The organism is Anoxynatronum buryatiense, assembly GCF_900182905.1.
Lineage (GTDB): Bacteria > Bacillota > Clostridia > Peptostreptococcales > Tindalliaceae > Anoxynatronum > Anoxynatronum buryatiense.
Map to the genome: position 1 here is coordinate 1 of NZ_FXUF01000011.1, position 22,484 is coordinate 22,484.

At 48.1% G+C, this 22,484-nt stretch carries 21 protein-coding genes; 5 read left to right on the forward strand and 16 right to left on the reverse strand.

Annotated elements, in window-relative coordinates; all coding sequences use genetic code 11:
• A partial coding sequence (locus QOL74_RS12995) for an aminomethyl transferase family protein (RefSeq protein ID WP_283409924.1) occupies positions 1 to 909 on the reverse strand: 909 nt, incomplete at its 3' end.
• Positions 910 to 1,239: 330 nt separating this feature from the next.
• Between QOL74_RS12995 and QOL74_RS13000 the strand changes: the two genes are divergently transcribed.
• The 3 genes from QOL74_RS13000 to QOL74_RS13010 all read left to right on the forward strand — a co-directional run bounded on the left by QOL74_RS13000 (position 1,240) and on the right by QOL74_RS13010 (position 5,179).
• Positions 1,240 to 1,875 (forward strand): TetR/AcrR family transcriptional regulator, encoded by a 636-nt coding sequence (locus QOL74_RS13000; protein WP_283409925.1) that lies wholly within the window; start codon positions 1,240 to 1,242, stop codon positions 1,873 to 1,875.
• A gap of 131 nt (positions 1,876 to 2,006) precedes the next feature.
• Entirely contained in the window at positions 2,007 to 4,361 is a 2,355-nt protein-coding gene (locus QOL74_RS13005) for an ABC transporter permease (RefSeq protein WP_283409926.1), read from the forward strand.
• A gap of 65 nt (positions 4,362 to 4,426) precedes the next feature.
• On the forward strand, positions 4,427 to 5,179 hold the full coding sequence (locus QOL74_RS13010; RefSeq protein ID WP_283409927.1) for an ABC transporter ATP-binding protein: 753 nt from the start codon (positions 4,427 to 4,429) through the stop codon (positions 5,177 to 5,179).
• Between the two features lie 55 nt (positions 5,180 to 5,234).
• Here QOL74_RS13010 and QOL74_RS13015 read toward each other — a convergent pair whose 3' ends face one another.
• From QOL74_RS13015 to QOL74_RS13025, 3 genes are read right to left on the reverse strand one after another with little or no spacing between them, the layout of a single operon-like run.
• Positions 5,235 to 6,053 carry an ATP-binding cassette domain-containing protein gene (locus tag QOL74_RS13015; RefSeq protein WP_283409928.1) on the reverse strand — a complete coding sequence of 273 codons (819 nt, stop codon included), beginning with the start codon at positions 6,051 to 6,053 and terminating at the stop codon, positions 5,235 to 5,237.
• Positions 6,053 to 7,057, reverse strand: a complete 1,005-nt coding sequence (locus QOL74_RS13020; RefSeq protein ID WP_283409929.1) for a glycine betaine ABC transporter substrate-binding protein — start codon at positions 7,055 to 7,057, stop codon at positions 6,053 to 6,055. Before QOL74_RS13020 ends, QOL74_RS13015 begins: the two co-directional genes overlap by 1 nt.
• A complete protein-coding gene (locus QOL74_RS13025; protein ID WP_283409930.1) occupies positions 7,017 to 7,706 on the reverse strand; it encodes an ABC transporter permease in 690 nt (229 codons plus the stop codon). The genes QOL74_RS13020 and QOL74_RS13025 overlap by 41 nt, the downstream gene beginning before the upstream one ends.
• Positions 7,707 to 8,029: 323 nt before the next feature.
• Between QOL74_RS13025 and QOL74_RS13030 the strand changes: the two genes are divergently transcribed.
• Both QOL74_RS13030 and QOL74_RS13035 read left to right on the forward strand, forming a co-directional pair.
• Positions 8,030 to 8,509, forward strand: coding sequence for a DUF6530 family protein (locus tag QOL74_RS13030; RefSeq protein ID WP_283409931.1), 480 nt, complete (start codon positions 8,030 to 8,032; stop codon positions 8,507 to 8,509).
• A 1-nt stretch (position 8,510) separates the two neighbouring features.
• Entirely contained in the window at positions 8,511 to 8,855 is a 345-nt protein-coding gene (locus QOL74_RS13035; RefSeq protein WP_283409932.1) for a GIY-YIG nuclease family protein, read from the forward strand.
• Positions 8,856 to 8,860: 5 nt separating this feature from the next.
• On the opposite strand, the gene QOL74_RS13040 is transcribed toward QOL74_RS13035, so the two are convergent.
• The 12 genes from QOL74_RS13040 to QOL74_RS13095 form a co-directional block, all read right to left on the reverse strand.
• Positions 8,861 to 9,070 carry a hypothetical protein gene (locus QOL74_RS13040; protein ID WP_283409933.1) on the reverse strand — a complete coding sequence of 70 codons (210 nt, stop codon included), beginning with the start codon at positions 9,068 to 9,070 and terminating at the stop codon, positions 8,861 to 8,863.
• On the reverse strand, positions 9,063 to 10,238 hold the full coding sequence (locus QOL74_RS13045) for an ArsA family ATPase (RefSeq protein ID WP_283409934.1): 1,176 nt from the start codon (positions 10,236 to 10,238) through the stop codon (positions 9,063 to 9,065). Before QOL74_RS13045 ends, QOL74_RS13040 begins: the two co-directional genes overlap by 8 nt.
• A gap of 196 nt (positions 10,239 to 10,434) precedes the next feature.
• Complete coding sequence (locus tag QOL74_RS13050) at positions 10,435 to 10,920, reverse strand: MarR family winged helix-turn-helix transcriptional regulator (protein WP_283409935.1); 486 nt, start codon at positions 10,918 to 10,920, stop codon at positions 10,435 to 10,437.
• A 103-nt stretch (positions 10,921 to 11,023) separates the two neighbouring features.
• Positions 11,024 to 11,500, reverse strand: coding sequence for a hypothetical protein (locus QOL74_RS13055; protein WP_283409936.1), 477 nt, complete (start codon positions 11,498 to 11,500; stop codon positions 11,024 to 11,026).
• Between the two features lie 101 nt (positions 11,501 to 11,601).
• Positions 11,602 to 13,314, reverse strand: coding sequence for a ribosomal protection-like ABC-F family protein (gene abc-f, locus QOL74_RS13060; protein WP_283409937.1), 1,713 nt, complete (start codon positions 13,312 to 13,314; stop codon positions 11,602 to 11,604).
• Positions 13,315 to 13,659: 345 nt separating this feature from the next.
• Positions 13,660 to 14,757: an RDD family protein gene (locus tag QOL74_RS13065; RefSeq protein WP_283409938.1), complete on the reverse strand. Its 1,098-nt coding sequence runs from the start codon at positions 14,755 to 14,757 to the stop codon at positions 13,660 to 13,662.
• Positions 14,758 to 15,127: 370 nt separating this feature from the next.
• The gene (gene manA, locus QOL74_RS13070; protein WP_346771751.1) at positions 15,128 to 16,156 is read right to left on the reverse strand and encodes a mannose-6-phosphate isomerase, class I; all 1,029 of its coding nucleotides are present in this window, start codon (positions 16,154 to 16,156) and stop codon (positions 15,128 to 15,130) included.
• A gap of 3 nt (positions 16,157 to 16,159) precedes the next feature.
• Positions 16,160 to 17,017, reverse strand: coding sequence for an ROK family protein (locus QOL74_RS13075; RefSeq protein ID WP_283409940.1), 858 nt, complete (start codon positions 17,015 to 17,017; stop codon positions 16,160 to 16,162).
• A gap of 222 nt (positions 17,018 to 17,239) precedes the next feature.
• Positions 17,240 to 18,193, reverse strand: a complete 954-nt coding sequence (locus QOL74_RS13080) for a substrate-binding domain-containing protein (RefSeq protein WP_283409941.1) — start codon at positions 18,191 to 18,193, stop codon at positions 17,240 to 17,242.
• A 78-nt stretch (positions 18,194 to 18,271) separates the two neighbouring features.
• Complete coding sequence (locus tag QOL74_RS13085; RefSeq protein WP_283409942.1) at positions 18,272 to 19,285, reverse strand: ABC transporter permease; 1,014 nt, start codon at positions 19,283 to 19,285, stop codon at positions 18,272 to 18,274.
• Between the two features lie 21 nt (positions 19,286 to 19,306).
• Positions 19,307 to 20,821, reverse strand: a complete 1,515-nt coding sequence (locus tag QOL74_RS13090; protein WP_283409943.1) for a sugar ABC transporter ATP-binding protein — start codon at positions 20,819 to 20,821, stop codon at positions 19,307 to 19,309.
• A 206-nt stretch (positions 20,822 to 21,027) separates the two neighbouring features.
• The gene (locus QOL74_RS13095) at positions 21,028 to 22,482 is read right to left on the reverse strand and encodes an ATP-binding cassette domain-containing protein (protein ID WP_283409944.1); all 1,455 of its coding nucleotides are present in this window, start codon (positions 22,480 to 22,482) and stop codon (positions 21,028 to 21,030) included.
• Between the last annotated feature and the right edge of the window lie 2 nt (positions 22,483 to 22,484).

The window sequence follows — 22,484 nt, forward strand, 5'->3', positions numbered from 1 at the left end:
CTGATGTTCCGGCACCTGGTCACCCTCGATGACCAGTGTCTTCAGTCGCTTGGGCGGATTTTTTCCGTAAACCGCCAGGGCTTCCGTTCCCACGCAGTCGGGATGCAGCTTGATAAACCTGTCAAGAGAAAGATCCCAGGGAGAAACAGTACCCAGGTCAAAATCCAGGTAGATCAGCAGCAGGCCTGCTTCCACCCGGGCAATATCTACCGCCATCACGCCGTAGGGAACGCCGCCAGCCGCCACCAGTTTCTCCCACAGATGCAGGGCATCTTTGATTTCCACCCATACCTCATACCCCTTTTCGCCGGAATATCCGGTTCTTGAAACCCAGCCCCGGCGGCCGGCAACGGTGGTGGGTTCCGGCCAAAAGTGAAAGAACTTCAGCTGAGACAGGTCACCCGCCACCAGCGGCGCCAGGATTTTCTCAGATTCCGGGCCCTGAACACCAATCATGCAGTAATCATCGGTACGGTCGATGACACGGGCATCAAGGCCCTCTGCATAAGACTTGATCTGGTGGATGGCCCGGGGAGCGTTCACCATGATCATAAACCGGTCTTCGGCAAACCGGTAGACATTACCTTCATCCATGAGCATCCCCTGATGGTTCACAAAGGCCCCATACCGCACATCTCCCGGCTTCATGCCGGCCACCGTGTTGGTGAAGGTGCGCTGAATGAAATCGGCGGCCGCCGGCCCCACAATTTCATAGGTGAAAATGGCGAAAAGATCCAAAAGACCGGCACCCGTGCGAATGGCTTCGTATTCCAGCAACGGGTCACCCCCCTGGTGCACCGTCCAGGGGTAGCCGTCATCCCACAGCATTTCAGCTCCATGGTTCATGTGCCAGTCGTGCAGAGGCGATGTTTTCCCTTCAATTTTGTCAGCCACCATTTTTTCCCACATGCTTTCATCTCCCTGTTGATGTATTTGAACTGTACTGTAATCTCTTGGCGAAAAATCCGGCTTCCTTCGCCGCTCCCTGTATGTGGCAGACGGGATCGCGGAGCCTGATAAGATCTTTCAATGAACATTCGACACATTTGCCTGAATTCCTGCCTGAAAAATGATTTATTTCAGGCAATTTCGTTTTTTTATTAATCTTTTTTTTAAAATCTCCCTTGACAAGTCGACAGGAAAAGCATATAGTCAGTTTGTAGACCGACGGTCGGTCTATCGTTGGGCACTCAAACATTTTTGCTGAAATGACAAGGAACGTGATATGGAGGCGGTCACATGAACCGAATCGTGAAAAACTACGAAGAACGCAGAAACGAAATTCTGGATGCTGCAGAGTCACTGTTCTATTCCAAAGGATTTGAGGCTTGTACCGTCAATGACATTCTTAAGACCGTTGGCATCGCCAAGGGCACTTTTTACCACTATTTCCCATCAAAGGAAGCGGCGATGGATGGCGTGATTGCCAGAAATGTGGATAAAATCATCGACCGGGTACAGGCAACCATTGAAAAAGCGGCGGGTGATCCGAATGAAAAACTGATGAATGCTTTTCTGGCCATGCGGGTTGATGACCCCGCCGCCCATCACATGCTGGAAGACATGCACCAACCCGCCAACGCCCTCTTGCATCAGAAAAGCCTGAAGCAGCTGATTCAGTCCCTTTCGCCCATTTTGGCAGATGTTGTACAGGAAGGGATCGACCAAAAAATCTGGCGGTGTTCCCACCCTTTGCAGTGCATGCAGATTTTTCTGGCGGCAGCATTATCGCTGACAGATGAAGGTATCTTTGAAATGGATGCTGATTCCCAGACGCTGATCATGATCGCTTTAATTGGCACTCTGGAAAAAATGCTGGGAGTCCCTGAAAATGAATTTTTGAAGCAATATAGCGCCCACTGGGCCACCGAATGATGACACTGTCGCTTTGCCTGCGATTTTGAAAATACTTTTTGTAAAAATGCAGATCAATGTAAAAAAGATGGATGCATGCAGTGGATGATAAATGGATGCAGCATAAGATAAATGAATGTGGAGGAAGAGCGATGAACTGGATCATCATTAAAAATGATTTCAAAAGAAACAAAGTCATTCATGCCGGCCTGCTGCTGTTCATTATTTTTTCAGCAAGCCTGGCAGTTTTGTCTGTGATGGTGGCGACTCAAACCCTGACAGGCATTTCAAACCTCTATCGCATCGCCCAGCCCCCGCATTTTCTTCAGATGCATAAAGGCGAACTGGATCAGGGCGCCATTGACGCCTTTATGGCAGGTCAGGAAAATGTCATTGACTGGCAAACCGTGACCATGCTGAACGTCTATGGCGACCATCTGACCATCGCGGGAACCAGGGAGGCTTTCACCCTGGCTGATTTGCGGCTGGACATTGGCCTGGTGAGGCAAAATGAAACCAGGGATCTGCTGCTGGATGCCGCCCATGAAAAGGTGGTTCTTGGCGAAGGCGAAGTGGGCATTCCAGTTCTCCTCAGGGAAATGTACGGCATTGAAATCGGCGACCGGCTGATGTTATCCAATGGAGATGTGATGCAAGAACTGGTGATTGTCACCTTTGTGCTGGACTCTCAGATGAATTCACCCATGACTTCTTCCACCCGAATCCTGCTGAGTGATCATGATTTTGAAACCCTGTCAATGGGAGTCAGCGAGCATGAATATCTTATTGAAGCCTATCTCAATGATCCAAAAGAGGCTTCCGGATTAAAAACCGCCTATGAAAATGCAGGGCTTCCCCAGAACGGCCCCACCATCACCTATGCCATGATCTTTGTTTTGAGTGCCCTCACAGATCTGGTGACCGTGTTTGTCATGCTTCTGGTGAGCCTCCTGTTGATCATGGTGGCCTTCATCTGCATCAGATTTACCATTTTGGCAACTCTCGAAGAGGAGATCGTTGAAATTGGCATTATGAAAGCCATCGGTCTTTCCTTTAAGGATCAGCGGAATCTTTACCTCCATAAGTATCGGTTGTTGGCTGTGGCAGGTGTTTTGGCCGGTTATGGCTTTGCCTTTTCTATCAGCGGCTTCTTCACCCGGCACATCAGCACCACCTTTGGAAAAACCACACTCTCAGTGTCTGTCATTACCCTGTCCCTTGCCACAGCCTGTCTTTTGTATCTTTTAATTGTTCTCTACGCCAAAAAGATTCTGAAGCGAATCCGCAGGCTGACGGTTGTGGAAGCCCTGGTCAGCGGTAAGGGTTTTGGAAAGGAAAAGCGGTTTGAAAAACAGGGGCTTCATCGTTCCAGAAAGCTGTCTGTCAACTGGCTCCTTGCCCTCCGGGAGGTTTATCATCATTTCAGGGACTGGACCATTCTCTTTGCCGTTGTGATGACGGCAGTGCTCATGATGCTCATCCCCACCCATTTGATGAACACCTTTGAATCCCCGGCATTTATCACCTACATGGGCAGCTCTCTGAAGGATATTCTTATTGAGGTGGAAAGCGGCGAGCACCTTGAGACAGGCTATACAAAGGTTCGGGAAGTACTGGATGGGGATCCGGCCATTGCCAGCTATGATGCGTTCCGAAGGGTGCGTGTTCAGACGATTGATGGCGACCATCAGCCCTTCAACATTGATATTGATGTCGGCCCCCACGCCGGCAGCGGACTTCAGTACCTCACCGGACAACAGCCTGAGACCGCATATGAAATCGCCCTGTCTTATCTGAATGCCAATGAAATGAGAAAAGCGCCGGGAGATACCGTCATCATTTTCCTTCACGGCGAAGCCCGTGAGTTCATTGTTTCCGGAGTCTATCAGGATGTCACCAGCGGAGGCTTTACGGCAAAATCAACCGATGTTTTCCCTGAACTGGCCAGTACCAAATACGCCTTCTCCGTAAGCCTGAAGGATGGTGTTCACCCCGAGAGCAAGGCGGATGAATGGTCGGCCATCATTGGCACCGGTGTCAAGGTGGACCCCATGGACCAATATATCAGCCAGACCCTGGGCGGTGTTGTCAGTCAGCTCAGGCTCATGGTGATTGCCATTGCCATCATGAGCATCTGCCTGGTGATGCTTCTCACCGCTTTGTTCATGAAGCTGCGCCTGGCTAAAGATGTGTGGGAAATTGCCATCTTCAAAGCGGTGGGGTTTTCAGAAAAGGATATTCAAAAGCAGTACCTTATCAAAATGGGCGGGGTGGCCCTCCTGGGCATTGTCACGGGAATCATGCTGACCCATGTGCTGGGAAGCCGCATCATCAATGGAGCTCTGCGTGTGGCAGGCATCGGCATCAGACAGGTTGAACTCATTGCAAATCCACTGGTCACCTATCTCATGTGCCCCCTGTTGCTGCTGGCCCTGGTTCTTGTTGTCACAGGCATTTCAGCAGGATCTGCCAAAAGACACAGCATCATTTCGATGATGACCCAATAGACATTTACCCGCACAGAATCGTCCCTTTATCAGAAAAACCAAACAATCATTCGAGGAGATTTGAGATGAAAACACTACTGGAAGTCACAGGGTTGGCGAAAGACTTTGATGGGACACAGGTATTAAAAGGGGTCCATCTCACTGTTTATGAAGGAGAGATGGTGGCCATCATGGGGAGATCGGGATCAGGAAAATCCACCTTGCTCTATGGCATCAGCGGCATGGACAAGCCGACTTCCGGCAGCGTTTCATTATTTGACCGGGAGATCACATCTCTGGACGATGACCAGATGAGCGAGCTGCGGCTGAGGCACATGGGCTTTGTTTTTCAGCATGCCTACCTGCTTCACAAGCTTTCTGTAATGGATAACATTGTGCTGCCAGGGTTTAAGGCCGGGGCCCTCTCCCGGGATGATGTGAACCAGCGGGGAAAGGCTTTAATGGAAAAAACCGGCATCTCTTCTGTGGCGGCTCATGACCCGGGAAAGGTTTCCGGCGGCCAGCTGCAACGCGCGGCCATTTGCAGAGCGCTGATTAATGATCCTGATATTCTGTTTGCCGACGAACCCACCGGCGCATTAAACAGCCGCGCCACACAGGAAATCATGGACATCTTCAACCGCATCAACCGCGAGGGCACCACCGTTGTGCTGGTGACCCATGATGCCAAAGTGGCTGCCCGGGCAGACCGGATTATTTTCCTGGTTGATGGATTAATTCAGGATGAACTGGCTCTGGGAAAGCATGAGGCGGATGAACAGGCACAGGCTGCCCGGGAGAAAAAAATCTTTGAATGGTTGGAACATCAAGGGTTTTAGAAGCATTGCAGAAAAATGATTCAAAAAAAGATCCGAATTGCTCCGGATCTTTTCTTCAGTTTAACGCAGGTATTTCTTCCGTTATTGCTTCGTTTTTCAGCGCTTCTTCGTACATACGGGAAACATGGTCGTCATCCAGCAGCGCAAGATACCCTTTGTTTCCCAAAAACCGGCGAACAAAGTCATTGGCCGGTCTTAGCACCAGTTCCCCGGGGGTGCCGGTTTGCTCAATCACGCCCTGGTTCATCAGCACCACCCGGGTGCCCAGCTTCATGGCTTCCTGAATATCATGGGTCACAAATAAAATCGTATTGTTCATTTGCCGGTGGATGGCCCCCATTTCTTCCTGCAGTTGGTTTCGGGTCCGTTCATCCACCGCTCCAAAGGGTTCATCCATCAGAATAATTTCCGGTTCAGCCGCCAGTGCCCTGGCTACTCCCACCCGCTGCTTTTGACCACCGCTGAGTTCACGGGGATAGCGGGGCATGAACTCCCGGGGCAGGCCCACCAGGTCCATGAGCATTTCTGCCTTTTGCTGCTGCAGTGTTTTGGGAGATTTCTGAAGCGACAATACGTAGGCGATGTTTTCCGCCACCGTCATGTGGGGAAACAGGCCAATGTGCTGAATCACATAGCCGATTTGCCGCCGCAGCTCCACAATATTCCACTCACTCAACAGTTTGCCGCCAATTTTCACATAGCCGGTGTCAAAGGGAATCATCCCGTTGATGATTTTCAGCAGGGTGGTTTTTCCGCAGCCGGATTCACCCAGCAATGTGATAAACTCTCCTTTTTCAACCTGCAGGTCAAGCCCTTTGAGCACGTCTCCTTCACCATAGGATTTCGTCACCTTCTGAAACTCAATGACAGCCATTATGGCAGCAGTCCCTTCTCTCTCAGAAAGTTTTCAGCCACTTCTCTGGGGTCTTTGTTTTCCACTTCCACCGCGTAATTCATGGCAATCATATCTTCATTGGCAATTTGACCTGTCAGCTTTTCCAGAACAGCTTCCAGCTCAGGATACTTGTCAAGCGTTTCCATGCGCACCAGAGTGGCGGCATGATAGGCGGGGAAAAAGTGCCGGTCATCCTCCAGCACCACCACATCGACTTCCTGCAGCTGGCCGTCGGTGGTGAACACTGCCAGGGCGTCCGTTTGATTGTTGCGTACCACATCATATCGAAGGCCAATGTCAATTTCCTTCAATGATCCAAACGCCAGCCCATACACTTCTTGCAGGCCCGGATACCCATCTTCTCTTTCGAAGAAATCGGCATTGGTGGCGAAGGTGAGCGTCGGGCTAACCGCCACCAGATCGGTAATGCTGTTCATCTGGTGGGCCGCCGCCACTTCCCGGGTCACGGCAATGCCATAGGTGTTTTCAAAGCCATACAACCCCGTCCAGTGAATCTGGTACGCTGCTGCATAGGCTTCTTTGGTGGCCTGGTACAGGGCCTGGGGATCAGAGATCAGATCTTCCTTTAAAACAAACAGCCATCCTGTACCGGTATATTCCGGGTAGATGTCGATATCTCCCCGTTCCATGGCCGGGTGAATGTTGGAGGTGCCCCCGCCGATGCCGTGGTTCAGCTCCACTTCAATATCTGTTTCTGCTTCAATGAGCAACCCCAGCATTTCTGCCAGCACATACTGTTCCGGCATGGGTTTACTGGCAATCACCACCTTGTTTACTTCCTGGCTGCCGCATCCGGCCAGAAGCACAGCCATTACCAGCAGCGTCAACAGGAGGGCAGCACCTCTAAAACCAGGTCTGTGAACAGCGCGGTGGCTATGGTTGGGACTGTGGCTTTGGCGATGGTGATCGCGTTGGCCATTTTCAGGTTTTGACTCTCTCATGGTGCAGCTGTGTTTTTTCATGTTTTCCTCCTTCTCCCAGATAATGGGTTCGTAAGTATTGTTCGACTTTTTCCAGCATCATATCTGTGATAATGGCAAAAAGAGCAATGAGCAGACTGCCTGCAATGGTCATTTCAGCATAATTGGTGGAAATTCCCCGCCAGATGGCACGCCCCAGACCACCGGCTCCAATAAAGGAAGCAATGCCTCCCAGGGCAATGGTCATCACCACCATGGTACGAAATCCGCTGAAAATCACCGGCAGCGCCAGAGGCAGCTGGATGCGCAGCAGCAACTGCCCAGGGGTACTGCCCATTCCCTCGGCCGCTTCCATAATCTCCGGGTCGACTTCAATGAGGCCGGTATAGGTATTGCGAATCATGGGAAGCAGCCCATAGAGAATAATGGCGATGAGGGCACTGCGCAACCCAATGCCGGTGATGGATACCAGAACGCCAAAAAGAGCAATGGAAGGAATGGTGAATAAAAAACTGGTGAGCCGCAACAGTAACACGGCCATCCATTTGTTTTTTGTCATGGCGATTCCCAGCACCAAACCCAGCACTGTGATAATCCCCACGGCGATCAGAGTGATATAAGCATGCTGAACAAAAAGCTCCCAAAAGAAATCGGAACGGTCACGATATAACTGCAGAATTCGAATGGGCATGTCATCAACTCCTTCAACCTGAACGTTCCCGTTTTTACATCATACCCGAACCTCCAAAAAATAAGCAATCGCCACCCGCCTGTTCCCGGGAAGATTCGATAACACCATAAAAAATACCTTGACAGAAAACAGGGAGGCGGGTATATTGATATTATCAACTTAGTAATTTAGTAAATTAGTAAATTAGTAAATTAGTAAGTTGGAAGATTGCTTGATTGGCAAATGAGAAAGTTGACCCTTGGCAATTTGCCTGTTTCGCGAATGATTGCACTGGTACGTTAGATGTTTCGTGGTTTCTGTGGTTTCCAAAGGAGGAAAATGAAATGAACATCCCAACCAACTTAAAACACAAACCCGTGATTGTTTCTGAGAACTATGGCAATGTGGATGGGCATTATGCCTACAATACCGATGCCCAGGGTTTATCACTGGGCCTGGCTCAATGGAATGACCGGGGCAAGGTGGATATTTCTGCCAAAGTGTGGCGTCACACCGGCGGCAAGTGGTCACGGCAGTCGGAAGAACTTCCCCTGCACCGGGTGTTGGATCTGGCGATTTTAGTATGCCGAACCAGCCAGCATTTTCGTGATGCCTACCGGTTCGAAAAGCTGTATGACCCGGAAAACCCCACGCTGGATCGCGTGGGGCTTCAGGGAGATGCCATGACGGTGGCTGTATGCACCGATAACGAAAGAATTGATGAAGACATTCAACTGTTCAGCCAGGCACTGACGGAGGACGGTGAACTGATTGGCGAACGCCTCAGCACCCTGGCCAGGATTCTGCGGGAAATGGGGTACTAGCATGGACCGTCGCAAAGAATTGAAAGCGCAGTATAAGCAGATGAAAACGGAGATGGGGATTTTTGCCATCCGCTCAGCATCTCCCCCCTTCTGCTATCTTGAAACCACACAGGATCTGAAGGGCACCATGAATAAAACGATTTTTCAGCTTCGTTTCGGCAGCCACCCCCAAAAAGAACTGCAGCGGGTCTGGAAAGAACTGGGTGAAAATCACTTGTCGGTGGAGGTGTTGGAGGTACTGCCCTACAGCAAGGATGAAACCAAGACCGATTATTCGGAAGAGCTTCAGATCCTGAAACAGCTCTGGGAGGAGAAGCCGGCAGATGAACTTTACGGTCGAGAGTGATTCTTTCAGTCAATATTGATGGACTTCAACTCTTTGGATGAAGAGGACTCCCTGTCTTTGCGGACAGGGTTATCCCTGTATTCTGTCACTGCTTCCAGAATGGTGTTCCCCAGCTTTCGCACTTCGGCAGCCTCTTCTTCCGGCAGGTGATCGATCACATTGTCCATCATGCCCAATTTCAGCTTCACCAGTCCCTTGATCAGATTTTCATTCACTTTTTTCACCTCCAAACTCAATGTGAAGACTGCTTTCCTCAAACTTTGCTTTTTGAATGGTATAGTTCAGCAGGGTGCGGGGTAATGTGATATTCCGTTTTCGGCTGCCCACCCTGATGAGCAGCTCATCACCCTTTTGGTTCAGATTGATTTCTCCCTTGTCGGCAAAGGGCATGTGGATCGTCAGGCGGTAGCCCTGTTCCGTTTTTTCGATGACCTGAGACCTGCCGGTGTACATGATGGCTTCAGGTGTTTCATCACCAAAGACGGCCTCTGCCATACGGTTCAGCATGTGCATCCCCACCACCTCTGTTTCGAAAAGGGGCGCGTAGTAGATGGGCAGCGGACTGAAGCTGTCGATGATTTCTTTTCTGTATTTTTGCTGGATGTCCTTCCACACCATGAAATAATCGTCGGTGACTGTATCTGGAATCACCCGATTGACCACAATGGCATCCACATTGAAATCATAGAGATTCAAATATGTGAAGCTGCGCTGAGCCTCCTTGATCACCATTTTTTCCGGATTCACCACCACCCGGATGCTGGTGATCTCTTTGTTTGAGAAGAGCTGTTTCATTTCGTCCAAATGATAGTACAGATTGTCGATTTCATTCATCACATCACTGGAAGGCATGGGAATCCCCAGAAGCGGCTGCATCACCGGGCCCATTACTTTTATGGCTTTCTTTTTCAGGGGGAAGAGCTTTTCCATCCACCACCGGAACATATCCGGAAAACTTAAAAGGGCCAGGCTTTCACCCGTGGGGGCACAGTCAATGATAATCACCTCAAAGCGGCCTTCCTTATAGTATTGCAGTACCCGCAGCAGGCTGAGCAAGTCTTCCATGCCGGGGAACATGGTCAACTCTTCGGTGGTGATATCCTTCACTGCCTTGGCGGTGAACAGTTCGGTGAGATAGTGCTGCACCTTTCCCCAACCCTGCTCCATTTCATGAATGCTGTCAATCTCCTGGGCCCACAGGTTGGGAGCCACTTCTTCCGGCTCAGGGGTTAATTTGACTTCCAGTGAATCTCCCAGGCTATGGGCCGGGTCTGTGCTCACCACCAGGGTTTTGAGTCCTTTTGCAGCGCATTTTGCAGCCGTTGCTGCTGCCACACTGGTTTTTCCAACGCCGCCCTTGCCTGTGTACAAAATAATTCTCATGTGATCCTTCCTCTCCTTTTGCCTGTTGTTGTGCTGTGTTTCGGGGTTATTGTTTCTTGTTGCGAATACTTCGTACCTCGTAATATTTGGGTAAAAAAAAGCCATTGTCACTTTATGAGCCGATTCGCTGTCCCTTTTTCTTCGCCCATTGATTTATTGATTTATTGATTGATTGATTGATGAAAATGGCATGTTTCTATTCAATCTCGATTCGTTTGATCCCGGTTTCCTGAACCACTTGTTCCTCTTCGGATTCTTTTCTTTGCTTCAGTTTCCGGAATACTTTAAGGGCAATACGCATTAATAATTGGTGTTCTTCAACTGTCAGGTCATCCATGATCATGGCAAAGTACTCCGACATCACTTTTTTAAAGTTATCCACCAACCCCTGGCCAGCCTCTGTCAGCACCAGCACCACGATTCGCCGGTCTTCCTCACTTCGTCCCCGTCTGACATACTGCTGGCGCACCAGGCGATCCATCAGACCGGTGGCGGTGCTCATGGGAAGGCCGATGGTTTCTGCCAGTTCTGTCATGGTGGTATTCTCTTTTCGGGAAAGATACAGCAATGCAAACAGCTCTGTTTTGGACACTTTCATGTCCAGCTCAAGCCATTCTTCCGGGAAAAAGATTTTTTTCAGGTTGTCTGTGACAAATTGCAGAAACTCGTCTGATGGGTTCACTGTTTCTTCCTCCGAATATTTCGTCAACCGAAGTATTTACTTAAGTATACACCTGCCATTTCCATATGTCAATGGTTTTACTCAAAAAAGATGCCATTCGACTTCATTTCCCCAGTTTGAAGGGAATGGTACGCAAAGCTGCACCTATGAGAATGAGCATATAGAGGCCTATGTCCAGCACAAGTCCCGCCTTCAGCCCCCAGGACACCAACGAGTATAAGGCGTAAAGACCTGTTGCCTGGAGGAAGGTGCGCAGGTGCTGACTGGCAAAGCGAAGGCGTTCTTCTTCTGTTGCCGCCACTGCCTCTTTGTAGGAAACATAGTTGATGTAGTAAACCCGCTGGGTTTTCAAAATCATGTAAAACAGCCCTGCCAAAAGCAGGTTCACCAGGTTGAGCCACACCAGGGTAACTGCCTTAACACCCAGTACTTCTCCCCACCGGGGAGTAACCATGGAGAAAATACCCACGCACACGAAAAATACCAGGAACCACAGTCCCAGCATGCCGTATCCCTTCACCGGGTACTGGTTTCGAACTTTCCCAGAATCTTGCTGTTGTTCAGTCGCTTGATGGTCCATGCTGATTTCCTCCCGGATGATAAGGGGCAGATGAACGAACTGCCCCTTATTATTCCCTTGATCCTTTTGAGTCTATAATACTGTCAATCAAACTGTCAATGTCATCTGCTGCCACTAATCGCTTCTTTCAACTCCCGAATCGCCTTCAGCACTTTCATATACGCGTCATCGAGGGCTGCCACGTCGTCGTCAGGGGCAGGGAGAGACAGGCGTCCAATAAGATGATTCTTCCGGTTTTCCAACACCAGCAGCTGTTCTTCTCTTTGCTGCATGGCTTGCTCCTGTTCATCGCCGCGCTCCTGGTTCTGTTTTTGATGCTGCTCCACATCCTGTGACTGACCCTTGGCCTGTTGTTGCTGATAGGCTTCATAGGTGCCGGAGTAGCTGTTGATTTTCCGGTTTTCCACCACCAATAGATGCTCCGCCACCTGACTGATGAGGTGCCGGTCATGGGAGATGAGCAGCAGGGTGCCTTCAAAGGCTTTCAGTGCTTCTTCCACCGCTTCCATGGAAGGAATGTCCAGATGATTGGTGGGTTCGTCCAGAAGCAACAGGTTAAATCCCTGAAGCAGGATTTTGGCCAGGGATACTTTGACTTTTTCGCCGCCGCTGAGGACCTTCACCTGCTGATGCACCCGGTCACCGGGAAAAAGAAGCTTGGCCAGTAACATGCGGGCACCGGTTTCAGGCAGTTGTGCCGCTGCCATCACATTCTCCAGAATGGTTTTTTCATCGTCCAGAATGTGCATCTGCTGATCAAAATAGCCTATGGTGGCTTTTTCAGCCACCTGAACCGCCGGATGGCCTTCCAGCAGCAAACGCACCAGGGTGCTTTTTCCACAGCCATTGGGACCCACCAGGGCTGTGCGGCTGTTTTTCATCAGCCGGAAAGCGGCATTCTGAAACAACAGGTGTTCCCCGTAGGCAAAAGTCAGCCCTTCAACCCGAACCACCTCCTGCTTATGGAGGGATTTTGTTCCTTCGAAATGCAATTGCATGGAGGTGAGGCGCAAGGGTTTCTCTTTTATTTCCAATTGCTCCAGCTTGGTTTTCAATCGATTGGCCGCCTGATCCAGATTTTTTTTCGCCGACTGGTTCCCCATTTTATGAAGACGGGCTTCCGAGTTGCCCATGCGGCGGGGTGTCTTGCGAATGCCGGCGGACTTTTCTTTCGTTTGCTGAATGGTTTTTTTCAGCCGCTTCTTTTCCTGCCGGTAGGCTTCGTACGCACTCTGATCCCGGCTTCGTTCAGCTTCTTTCTGCGCCGCATAGTCGCTGTAGTTCCCTTTGTAGCTACTGATTTTTCCGGCTTCCACTTCCAGAATGTCGGTGCACAGTGTATCCAACAGCCGTCGGTCATGGGAAATCAGAAGCAGTGTTCCCTTGTAGTGGTCAAAAAACTGTTCCAGTTGTTCAATTCCTTCCATGTCCAGGTTGGTGGTGGGTTCGTCCACCAGCATCAGCGGTGCCGGATTCTGAAAGGCGGCCGCTGCCCGATAACGGGTTTTTTCGCCACCGCTGAGATTTTCCCGCCAGAAGACCGGCACATTGAACCGGGATGCCATTTCCGGTAATAACTCCTTGATTTCAGGGGGTTCCATTTGAGACCAGAAGACAGCCGGCACATGGAGGTGTACCAGCCCCGCATCCGGCTCAAGCTGCCTGCCGAGAAGCCGGAGCAAAGTGGTTTTGCCTGCCCCATTGGCACCGACGATGCCAATGCGCCGCCCCGCTTCAACCTTCAGTTGTTCAATATGAATCACTTCACGGATTCCAAAGCTTTTGGAAATCCCATTCGCTTCAATTACATACAAAAAAATCCCCTCCGTTCAATTGGGAGAGGATGCCACTTTCGGATAACAGAAAGGCAACAGCGCAATATCACCCCCTGAAGGGTATGTGCGCCGTGTGCTGATCCCGTAAAGATGCCGTCCTCTCGCGTTTTCAAAAGATGTTCACCACAACACTCCTGACAGCAGCTTGCCGGCAAGAACGAATGTCATGATGCTTCTTTGTGACGTGAGGTTATTTGCGCATCTTTTCAGGCACCTTTTCCTTTCGTGTATTGGTTTTAGAATTTTGTTTCCTGTAATCACCTGTACCATTTTATTATAAAATGTTTCAGAGCGGATTGTCAAATGCGCGCATTCATCATGGCTTTACTGGACTTTTTCCAGCCTGAAAATCACATGGTGATACTGTTCTTGACCCTCTTTGGGAACTGGCCTAACGCCCACCTGGTCAAAGCCGCTGTGGGTCACTTCGTTGGTGATGCGAACGCCGGCAATTTCACGGGTATAGCTGTCCCGCTGGCTCAGCATCTCCTGTAATCCGGACCTGAAGATTAACCCATAACCGTTCACGTTCTTCTGGGCACCTATAAAGGCCATCACCATCAGTTCTTTCTGGTAGCTGTAAGTAGGTTGCCAGAAATCTGTGTCGGTTCGCTCCACTTCGAAGCTGACACCTGTTACCAAACCGTTCTCGACGGTGAGTTCATGGGTGGGAGGCGGCCCGTCAAAATCAAAATAAATGACACTTCCCCGATGATCTGACGATTCCACCCATTCCCCCGTTGCCGTCATACGGCGGCTCATGGTTCCCCTGTTTGGCCGGGAAAGCAGGTCGTTCACATTGGCTGCATAGGCTTCCGGTGTCAGATCTCCCCGGTGCACCGGCAACTGGGCCTGCATGATGATCCAAAAGGCAGTGGCCAGCACCATCACATAGGCACCCGCCATGATCCAGCCCCGTAGCGGCCGGGTATCTTTCAACTGATAGCTCAGCCCTTCATCCCATTCCAGTATTTCCCCCTGCAGGGTGGCTTCACTGCTGCGCCAGCAACGCACCAGATTATAAATGGGAATGCCATAACCCAGCCCCTTGGAGAATACGCCCAGCATCCGACTGAACCCTTGGCTGTAGGTGAGCCGGGACCCATCGGTATTGCGAATCTCAAGCCCGAATATGAACTTCCCCGGGGTGGTTCCCCAGAAAGCCAGCAGGGCCGGTTCGATGACCATCATCATGGCCAGTGTTATGTAGCTGTCCAGCAGATTGAAGAAAAAACTGTTTGGCGGATGCCACCAGATGATAAAATAATGAAACACAGCCCATATGATGCCGTACAGGGACTGATCAAAAGACCGGGCAATCAGCCGCCGCCAGGGGTGACCCACGACGGTTGATTCAACTTCTTTCACAAGTTTCTCATCATCAGCCATGCTCTGTGTTGTTGCTGCTTCTGTCATTGTCATTCATTCCCTTCTTGTTGTCCTTACATATCAGCTGTTCTCCGTAATCTCATTCCGCCCGTTCATCTCAGGTATTTTTCCCATCCATATGCATTTCATGAGACGACTCTCAACATGACCCATTCTACGCGTTGGAAACAGGTGCGTCAAGTCAACTGGGCTTTTGAGGGTCATTTAGACCCCCTCTTAAGTCTTTCCGAAATTTCTCTTGCGATCATGACTGACGCAAAAAAGGAACTCCTTGTTTGCTGTCCAAAGAAATTCCCTTTTTCGTCTCTTATGGGATGTAGGGGGCTATGTCTTCCGCCCGGCAGCCCTAAGTGGCCGGTCGGTATCAGATTTCCACTTGAAGCATATGAAACATATTGTACTTTTACAAGTGCGCAAGAATTATCTCCATTTCTCCTGCTATTTTCATTGAACCAAATTGATGAGGCACCATAAAATGATCGCCTTTTTTCACCTCTATCCCAGCAACGCGCCCGCTGCCTTTGATGACACTCGCCAATTTAAATGTCTCATCATGCTCAAAAATTAGATTTTCGCTTACTGTCAGCTTCCAGACTGTAAAATGTTCCTTTGCCACTAAACATGTCTGACTTCCACCTGCCATATGTGAAATCTGCGGTGTTGACGCGTAATCTTGATGAGGTATGGTGATCACATCCAAACTCTTGCTTATATCCAATTTTCTCGGCCTGCCGCCTTCCAGCCGGTTAAAATCAAACACACGATACGTCACATCACTGGATTGCTGAATCTCCAACAGCAGCGTGCCTTTTCCGATGGAGTGGATCGTGCCTGCCGGAATGTACAAAAAGTCCCCGGGTCTAATCTTCTTTTTTTTCAGCAGCTCTCCCCATCGTTCTTCCCTGATCATTGCTTCCATTTCATCTATATGTGATGCATGATGACCCAGAATGAGTTCAGCGCCTTCTTCACATTCTAAGATGTACCAGCATTCTGTTTTTCCCCGTTCACCATTCTCGTGCCGGTGTGCATAATGATCATTTGGATGCACCTGAACGCTTAAATCCTCTTTTGCGTCAATGATTTTTATCAACAACGGAAAAGTGGCTCCTTTTAGATTTCCAAAGATAGACTTTTCATGTTGCCACAACCAGCTAAGTGTTCGACCTTTATACCTGCCATTGATGACGGTGCTGTCTCCATTGGGATGTCCGCTGACTGTCCAGCATTCACCGATCTTGTCGCCTGCAAGGGCCGTATCAAAGTACTTTGCAAGCCGGTTTCCGCCCCATAATTTTTCATAAAACAGCTTGTCAAAAAAAATCAGCTCCATTAGATCCCCCTTCCATACTTTTATGGTCTGCTGTTTTCTCATACCTTGTATATGATTGACTGCTCTGCTTTTTCCAGTTAGCTGCATGCATATTGTCATTAGTTACAGAAGCTGATGCGCCAGTATCAGTCCGCCAGTAATACCTGCATTATTCCCCAGTGACGGAAGCACAATATACTCATCCACCTCAGGTGTATCCACATAGCCTGCCAGCATCAACGCGAACTCTTTTTTGACACATGTCAACACCTTGCTTTGATTCATGACGCCTCCCCCCAGAATAATTCTTTCGGGCCGGAGTATGAGCGTGTAGTTCAGCAAAGCCTGGGCTAAATAGTGCCCAATCATCTCCCATACTTGATGGTTCTTGTCTAATTCTTCTGCTTTTACCCCTACTCTTTTCTCAATGGCCGGACCCGATGCAAGCCCCTCCAAACAGTTTCCATGATAAGGGCAGACTCCTTGAAAGGGGTCTGCAGAATGATTTCTCAAGATAATATGTCCCATCTCTGCATGACCAAAGCCTTCGATGAACCTGCCGTTAAAAATGGCACCGCCACCCACTCCGGTTCCAACAGTCAGGTAAATGCAGCTATGCTTATCTTTCCCACTGCCCAAATGATATTCGCCCAAACAAGCCGCGTTCACATCGGTTGTCCAGCCAATTGGGAACTGATAATGCTTTTTCATTTCACCCAGAAAATTGTAATTTCTCCACTTTACTTTGGGGGTGGAAGTAATGTATCCATAATTTGACGCATGTTGATTAATGCCAATGGGTCCAAATGAACCAATTCCCATGGCTTCAATCTCATCATAGGCGTCAAAAAAACCAATGATTTTTGCCATGGTTTCCTCTGGATAGGTGGTTGGAAAGGATGTTCTGTCTATGATATTAAACTGGTGATCTCCCACTGCACACACAAATTTGGTTCCCCCTGCTTCAATGGCTGCCAGCATACTGATCACTCCTTCGTGGTGCCTCCCTTGCCCCAAGGCAACTTTTGTCATGACAATAATGAAAACGAATGATTCTGCATAAAGTTTCACAGGCATCCCGAATTACCTATAGGATATGAAAACCCAGCAGGATATGAAAACCCAGCAACCATAGACTGTACCATGCGTCAGGTTGCCGGGTTTTCTATGAAAAAAGAGAAGGCATTTTAACAGCCCTGTGTATTACAGGGATGACTTGTCAATCACCGACACACCTGTGTCAACTAATTCGTCTGCAATCGTCTCTCCTTTAAGTGCTTTAACTGCAGTTTTCATGCCTTCGTAACCCATCACATCTGGATTCTGTGCCATTGTCGCCAGTAATTGTCCTTCTGAAATCAACTGCAGGATGGTGTCTGATTTGTCAAAACCAACACCCACAACTCCTCCACCAGCTTCTTTAATGGCATTTCCCGCTCCCACTGTTGAACCTTCATTGGCGCCAAAGATTCCCACGACCCCTTCAGTAATGTAGTTGGCCGCAATGTCTTGTGATCTTGCCGCGTCCCCTTCTCCGTACTGGGTCTGCAACAGCTCAAAGGCTGTGCCTTCAAATGCTGCTCTAAATCCATTTTCTCTTGCCACTACTGAGGAAGTGGATGCATTCACATTCACAATACCAATTTTTCCTTCGGTGATCCCTTGCGCTTCCAATGCTGCCAGCATTTCCATACCGGCTGTTTTTCCAGCCGCTTCATTATCTGTGGCCAGTGTCTGCACCGCAGGGAAATCTGCCGGCGAATCAACATAGATAATTTTAATGCCTTCATTTTCCGCTTCCCTCAGCGCTGAAGTAACCGCATTGGGACCGTTGGCTGCCAACAGTATGGCTTGTGCCCCGCCGGCAATCGCATTATTGATACTCTCGATTTGTTTTGCATCATCTTTAACGTCAGGCGCCAGCCATGTGTAGCTAATATTACCCAGCTCTTCAGCCGCCTGTTTTGCCCCTGCATCCACCGTCACCCAGTGCTGATCCATTTGATCCATTGTGATCAGATACACCTTAAAGCTTTCCTCTGCTGTTGCCTGACCTGCCGGTTCGCCTGCGTTGGTGGAACCGGTATCATTGGAGCATCCAACCATGGCCATCAGAAGCATCAAAACAAGAACTGCTGTCACTAATTTTCTCATCATGTTAATCCCCCTTGATTTTATTTTAAAGCTTTCGCTTTAAAGACATATTCAGGCACGTTGAAAAAAGTTGGGTTGCGTTCACGCTGCCGCTTTCCCTTTTTTGTTTTTTCTATTATTGGCTCTTAAGACAATGTCTAAAAGAACAGAAATAATGACGATGACCCCAATCACGATATTTCTGATGGCCACAGGCGCTCCAGCAAACTGAAGCCCGTTCTGCAATACGCCCCATATGGATGCGCCAACGATTGTACCTAGGAGTATGCCCTGACCACCCAGGGTACTGACACCACCAATCACCGATGCTGCAACAGCGTATAATTCATAGGTGGTCCCCGCATCCATGGTGCCCATACCGCTGATGGCCGTCATGATCAGGCCCACGGTTGCTGCACAAACAGCACTGACAAGATATGCTTTTGTAACGGTCTGTGCAATATTCACGCCAGATAAGTGTGCTGCATGGGCATTGCTGCCGACCGCGTAAATATGCCTGCCTGTTCTGGTTTTGCTCAGGATAAAGTTAAACACCAGCCATAATCCAAGGGCAATCCAGATGGTATTAAATAGTCCCGCTGTTTTTCCATAATAAAAGAGTTCTCTAAACCCTTCAGCCCCTGCTCCAATCGAGTCTGTATTGTAATTGTTGTTCACAATTTGGGCGATCCCCCGGGCGATGGTCATTGTTCCCAATGTGGCAATAAATGGTGGCAGTTTTGCTTTTGACACCAACTGCCCATTCAGTATGCCCATGGCCAGTGCTGCCACATAGGTGAACCCAACTGCCAACCAGGGGCTCATGCCTTTGGTCATTAATGTGGCCGAAATCATACAACTCATGCCCACCACTGATCCAATGGACAAATCAATATTCCCGGTGATAAGTACATAAGATTGTCCAATACCAATCAATATGATGGGGGCGATTTGTCTAAGCAGATTGGAAACGTTTCTGCTGGAAAAGAAGTTGGGATTTAAGATGCCGAATACGACAACCAGCACCACCAACCCCACAGACGCCGTAATAACCTGCCCCATTCCTCTTTTCGAAAACACTTTTAGCATTTTTTTGCCGAGATCCTTATTTCCCATACCCAGTCTCCTCTGCTTTTTTTACGCGATGTCATGATGAATCTTTTTATCAAACTGCGTTGCATACGCCAGAATGGAATCCTGTGTTGCCTCTTCGATGTCCAGCTCTTTTGTGATTCTGCCATCTGCCATTACCAATATTCTGTCGCTAATTCCAAGTATTTCCGGCATTTCCGACGAAACAAAAATGACACCGATTCCCTGGCTTTTTAACGCATTCATGATATTGTATATTTCCACTTTTGAACCAACATCGATGCCCCGTGTCGGCTCATCGAATATCACCACTCTTGAGTTTCTTGCAAGCCATTTTCCCACCACTACTTTTTGCTGATTACCACCCGACAGGCTCTCTGCATCCACATCTGAGTTAGCCAGTCGTATATCTAAATTCTTAATCGCTTTCACGGTCATTTCTTCTTCTTTTTTTGTGTTCACAATCCCCAATGGGTTAACCATCATATCCAAATTGGGTAAAGCGATATTATCCTTAATGCTGAGCTTGGTGCACAATCCGTCTTTTTTTCTGTTTTCGGGAGCCAGAACGATCCCTGCATTGATGGCATCAATCGGTTGATTGATTTCCACCACTTCACCATCTATGATAATGGTGCCTGATTCCTTTGCATCTGCTCCAAAAATCGCCCGGGTCGTTTCCGTTCTGCCTGCTCCCATGAGTCCTGCAATACCCACAATTTCTCCCTCGTACAGAGAAAAGCTAATATCCTTCACCAGTTTCCCTGCATTTAAATGCTGCACTTCAAAAATCTTACGCCCCACACTTCGGTTAACCCTTGGGAACTTTTCTGTGATTTCTCTGCCAACCATATGGGCGATCACTTCTTGAATACTGGTATCCTTAAAATCCATGGAAGTAATATACTGTCCATCACGGAGAATCATCACTCGATCAACAATGTGTTGCAGTTCTTCCAACCGGTGAGAAATGTACACAATGCCACAGCCTTCGTTTTTTAAGCGATTGATGATGGTGAACAGCTCGTCGATTTCTTGAGAGGTTAGTGCCGATGTGGGTTCGTCCATAATGAGTATTCTTGCATTGGTGGACAGTGCTTTTGCTATTTCCACCATTTGTTGCTTAGAAACAGACAGATCCCCCAGGACTGTGTCCGGATCAATATCCATGCTCAAACTGCTGAGAATTTCCGACGCTTTTTGATTCATTTCCGCATCTGATAAAATGCCTTTTTTAGTCACTTCCCGGCCAAGAAAAATGTTCTGGGCCACAGTGAGGTGGTCGCACATATTCAGTTCCTGATGAATAATGGCTATTCCAAGTTCTTGTGCCGCGACAGGGTTCATTTCTGTCACCATTTCACCAAAGATCTTCATTGTCCCTTCATCCATTGTATAGACTCCTGACAGAATTTTCATGAGGGTTGATTTGCCGGCACCATTTTCTCCCAGCAATGCCAGCACCTCACCAGCTCTTAGCTGAAGCGACACATGATCCAGTGCCTTCACACCCGGAAAACCCTTGGAAACGTTTTCCAATTCCACAATAAAATTGCCCATAAGAAACCCCCTCGTCCTGCTTCCGTCACATTGTCTTAAAAAGATACCATACTTTTTAAAAAAATGAGGTAGGAATTCTTTTGAAATAGGGGGACATTTTTTAGATATTTCGTTTTATTACTGCTTTTGATATGATTCTTCACCTTTGTGTTGTTCTTCATTTCTATGCTGTCTTGCAAGGCCCGGTTCCCTGATGAATTGAAATTCTATAATCTAACGTGGGACAGTTCACTCTTGTCATAGTTTTTCAGGAAAACACCGTTCTCCATCATTAGCAGCCTGTCTGAAACAGTTAATGTGTCTGCAATGTTTACTGCCAGTATAATGACAGCACTTCCCTTATTTTTGAGCCTGTTGATGAGTTTTACAATACTGCCGCGCAAATACATGTCGGCATCAGCAAAGGGCTGCATAATAAACACCACTTTAGGATTAAAAATTTCAACTCGATAATAAGCCAGCTGATACAGCGATTTTGCGTCCAGCGTTCTGATGTCCTTTACATCAATATCGTTTCCCATCAATAGATGGTATTCTTCTTTTATGCTTTTTAGAACTCTTTTGGGGATCACATATGTTTTCAGCTTGTAGTCCATCAGAAACGTTACGTTTTCCAGGTATGACATATGATAAAACAGCATATTTTTGACAGGATTTTCCGGAATAAACACCACTTTGTTTTCCAATAGGTTGCCTACGCTGATGGGATCTATTCGTTGACCGTCCAACAATAATTCACCGCTGATCGGTTGAAAAGACCCTTGAAGTATTTCGGCGATATCTTGAATGCCCTTGTTGTTCACATCAAGCAGCGTCACACACTCCCCTCTTCTGACAGAGAAGCTGATGTCGTTAAGATGTTCTGTCTTAAAGTGATGACATTCAAAAATGCCTTGAAATGACTTGCTTTCATGAGTGCTGCTGTGACGGTCAAAGGCGATGATATATGGCTGTATCGTCTCCACAGAAAAATCTTTTTGATCAATCACCTTGATGACGCTGCCATTTTCCAAAAGACATACCCGGTCACAAATTTTAAATGCCTCTTCATGGTGATTTGCTATGTAGATAAATGCGGTTCCTTTGCGGGCATAGGGGAGCATCAGCTCTTGAAACACGCCCAGCTCTTCAATGCTTAGAAAACTTGCCAGCTCATTGAGTATAATCAGCTGGGCACCGGTGATCAATGCCTTGATTAACTCAATAATCGTTTTTTCAAACATGGATAACGCTGAAATGTATTCGTTGGCACGTATCTTAACGCCCATTTCTTTTAGTAATTGATCGGTTTTCTCCTGAAGTTTTTTTTCATGAATAATGTGCTCATTAAACTGATTGTTGAGGACATTAATATTATCTGTTACTTTTAAGCTTTCTATTAGCTTTGTCTCTTTATCAATAACATACACTTTGTTGTTGGTCATATTGCTATGTTCATAATAGTTGACTAACGTTTCGTTAAAGTAAATTCTGCCAAACTTGATGGATTTGTTTTGAGCTATCAGTTCTATCAACTGCTTCTTGCCATGATTGTTCAAAGGGATCAATCCCATTATTTCACCCTTGAAGACATGAAAATTAATATTGTCCAAATAAGTGATCCCGTCAATTCGACTGGTGACATTTTCCACCCTCAGAATTTCTTCCTTCATCATTGGCATCA

Coding starts and splice junctions, on each gene's coding strand:
- QOL74_RS13055 (WP_283409936.1), bottom strand. CDS start 11,500: ATGGACCATCAAGCGACTGAACAACAGCAAGATTCTGGGAAAGTTCGA.
- QOL74_RS13025 (WP_283409930.1), bottom strand. CDS start 7,706: ATGCCCATTCGAATTCTGCAGTTATATCGTGACCGTTCCGATTTCTTT.
- QOL74_RS13075 (WP_283409940.1), bottom strand. CDS start 17,017: ATGCTGGCAGCCATTGAAGCAGGGGGAACCAAATTTGTGTGTGCAGTG.
- QOL74_RS13085 (WP_283409942.1), bottom strand. CDS start 19,285: ATGGGAAATAAGGATCTCGGCAAAAAAATGCTAAAAGTGTTTTCGAAA.
- QOL74_RS13095 (WP_283409944.1), bottom strand. CDS start 22,482: ATGCCAATGATGAAGGAAGAAATTCTGAGGGTGGAAAATGTCACCAGT.
- QOL74_RS13005 (WP_283409926.1), top strand. CDS start 2,007: ATGAACTGGATCATCATTAAAAATGATTTCAAAAGAAACAAAGTCATT.
- QOL74_RS13090 (WP_283409943.1), bottom strand. CDS start 20,821: ATGGGCAATTTTATTGTGGAATTGGAAAACGTTTCCAAGGGTTTTCCG.
- QOL74_RS13035 (WP_283409932.1), top strand. CDS start 8,511: ATGGACCGTCGCAAAGAATTGAAAGCGCAGTATAAGCAGATGAAAACG.
- QOL74_RS13020 (WP_283409929.1), bottom strand. CDS start 7,057: ATGAAAAAACACAGCTGCACCATGAGAGAGTCAAAACCTGAAAATGGC.
- QOL74_RS13080 (WP_283409941.1), bottom strand. CDS start 18,193: ATGATGAGAAAATTAGTGACAGCAGTTCTTGTTTTGATGCTTCTGATG.
- QOL74_RS13000 (WP_283409925.1), top strand. CDS start 1,240: ATGAACCGAATCGTGAAAAACTACGAAGAACGCAGAAACGAAATTCTG.
- manA (WP_346771751.1), bottom strand. CDS start 16,156: ATGACAATATGCATGCAGCTAACTGGAAAAAGCAGAGCAGTCAATCAT.
- QOL74_RS13030 (WP_283409931.1), top strand. CDS start 8,030: ATGAACATCCCAACCAACTTAAAACACAAACCCGTGATTGTTTCTGAG.
- QOL74_RS13015 (WP_283409928.1), bottom strand. CDS start 6,053: ATGGCTGTCATTGAGTTTCAGAAGGTGACGAAATCCTATGGTGAAGGA.
- QOL74_RS13065 (WP_283409938.1), bottom strand. CDS start 14,757: ATGACAATGACAGAAGCAGCAACAACACAGAGCATGGCTGATGATGAG.
- QOL74_RS13010 (WP_283409927.1), top strand. CDS start 4,427: ATGAAAACACTACTGGAAGTCACAGGGTTGGCGAAAGACTTTGATGGG.
- QOL74_RS13045 (WP_283409934.1), bottom strand. CDS start 10,238: ATGAGAATTATTTTGTACACAGGCAAGGGCGGCGTTGGAAAAACCAGT.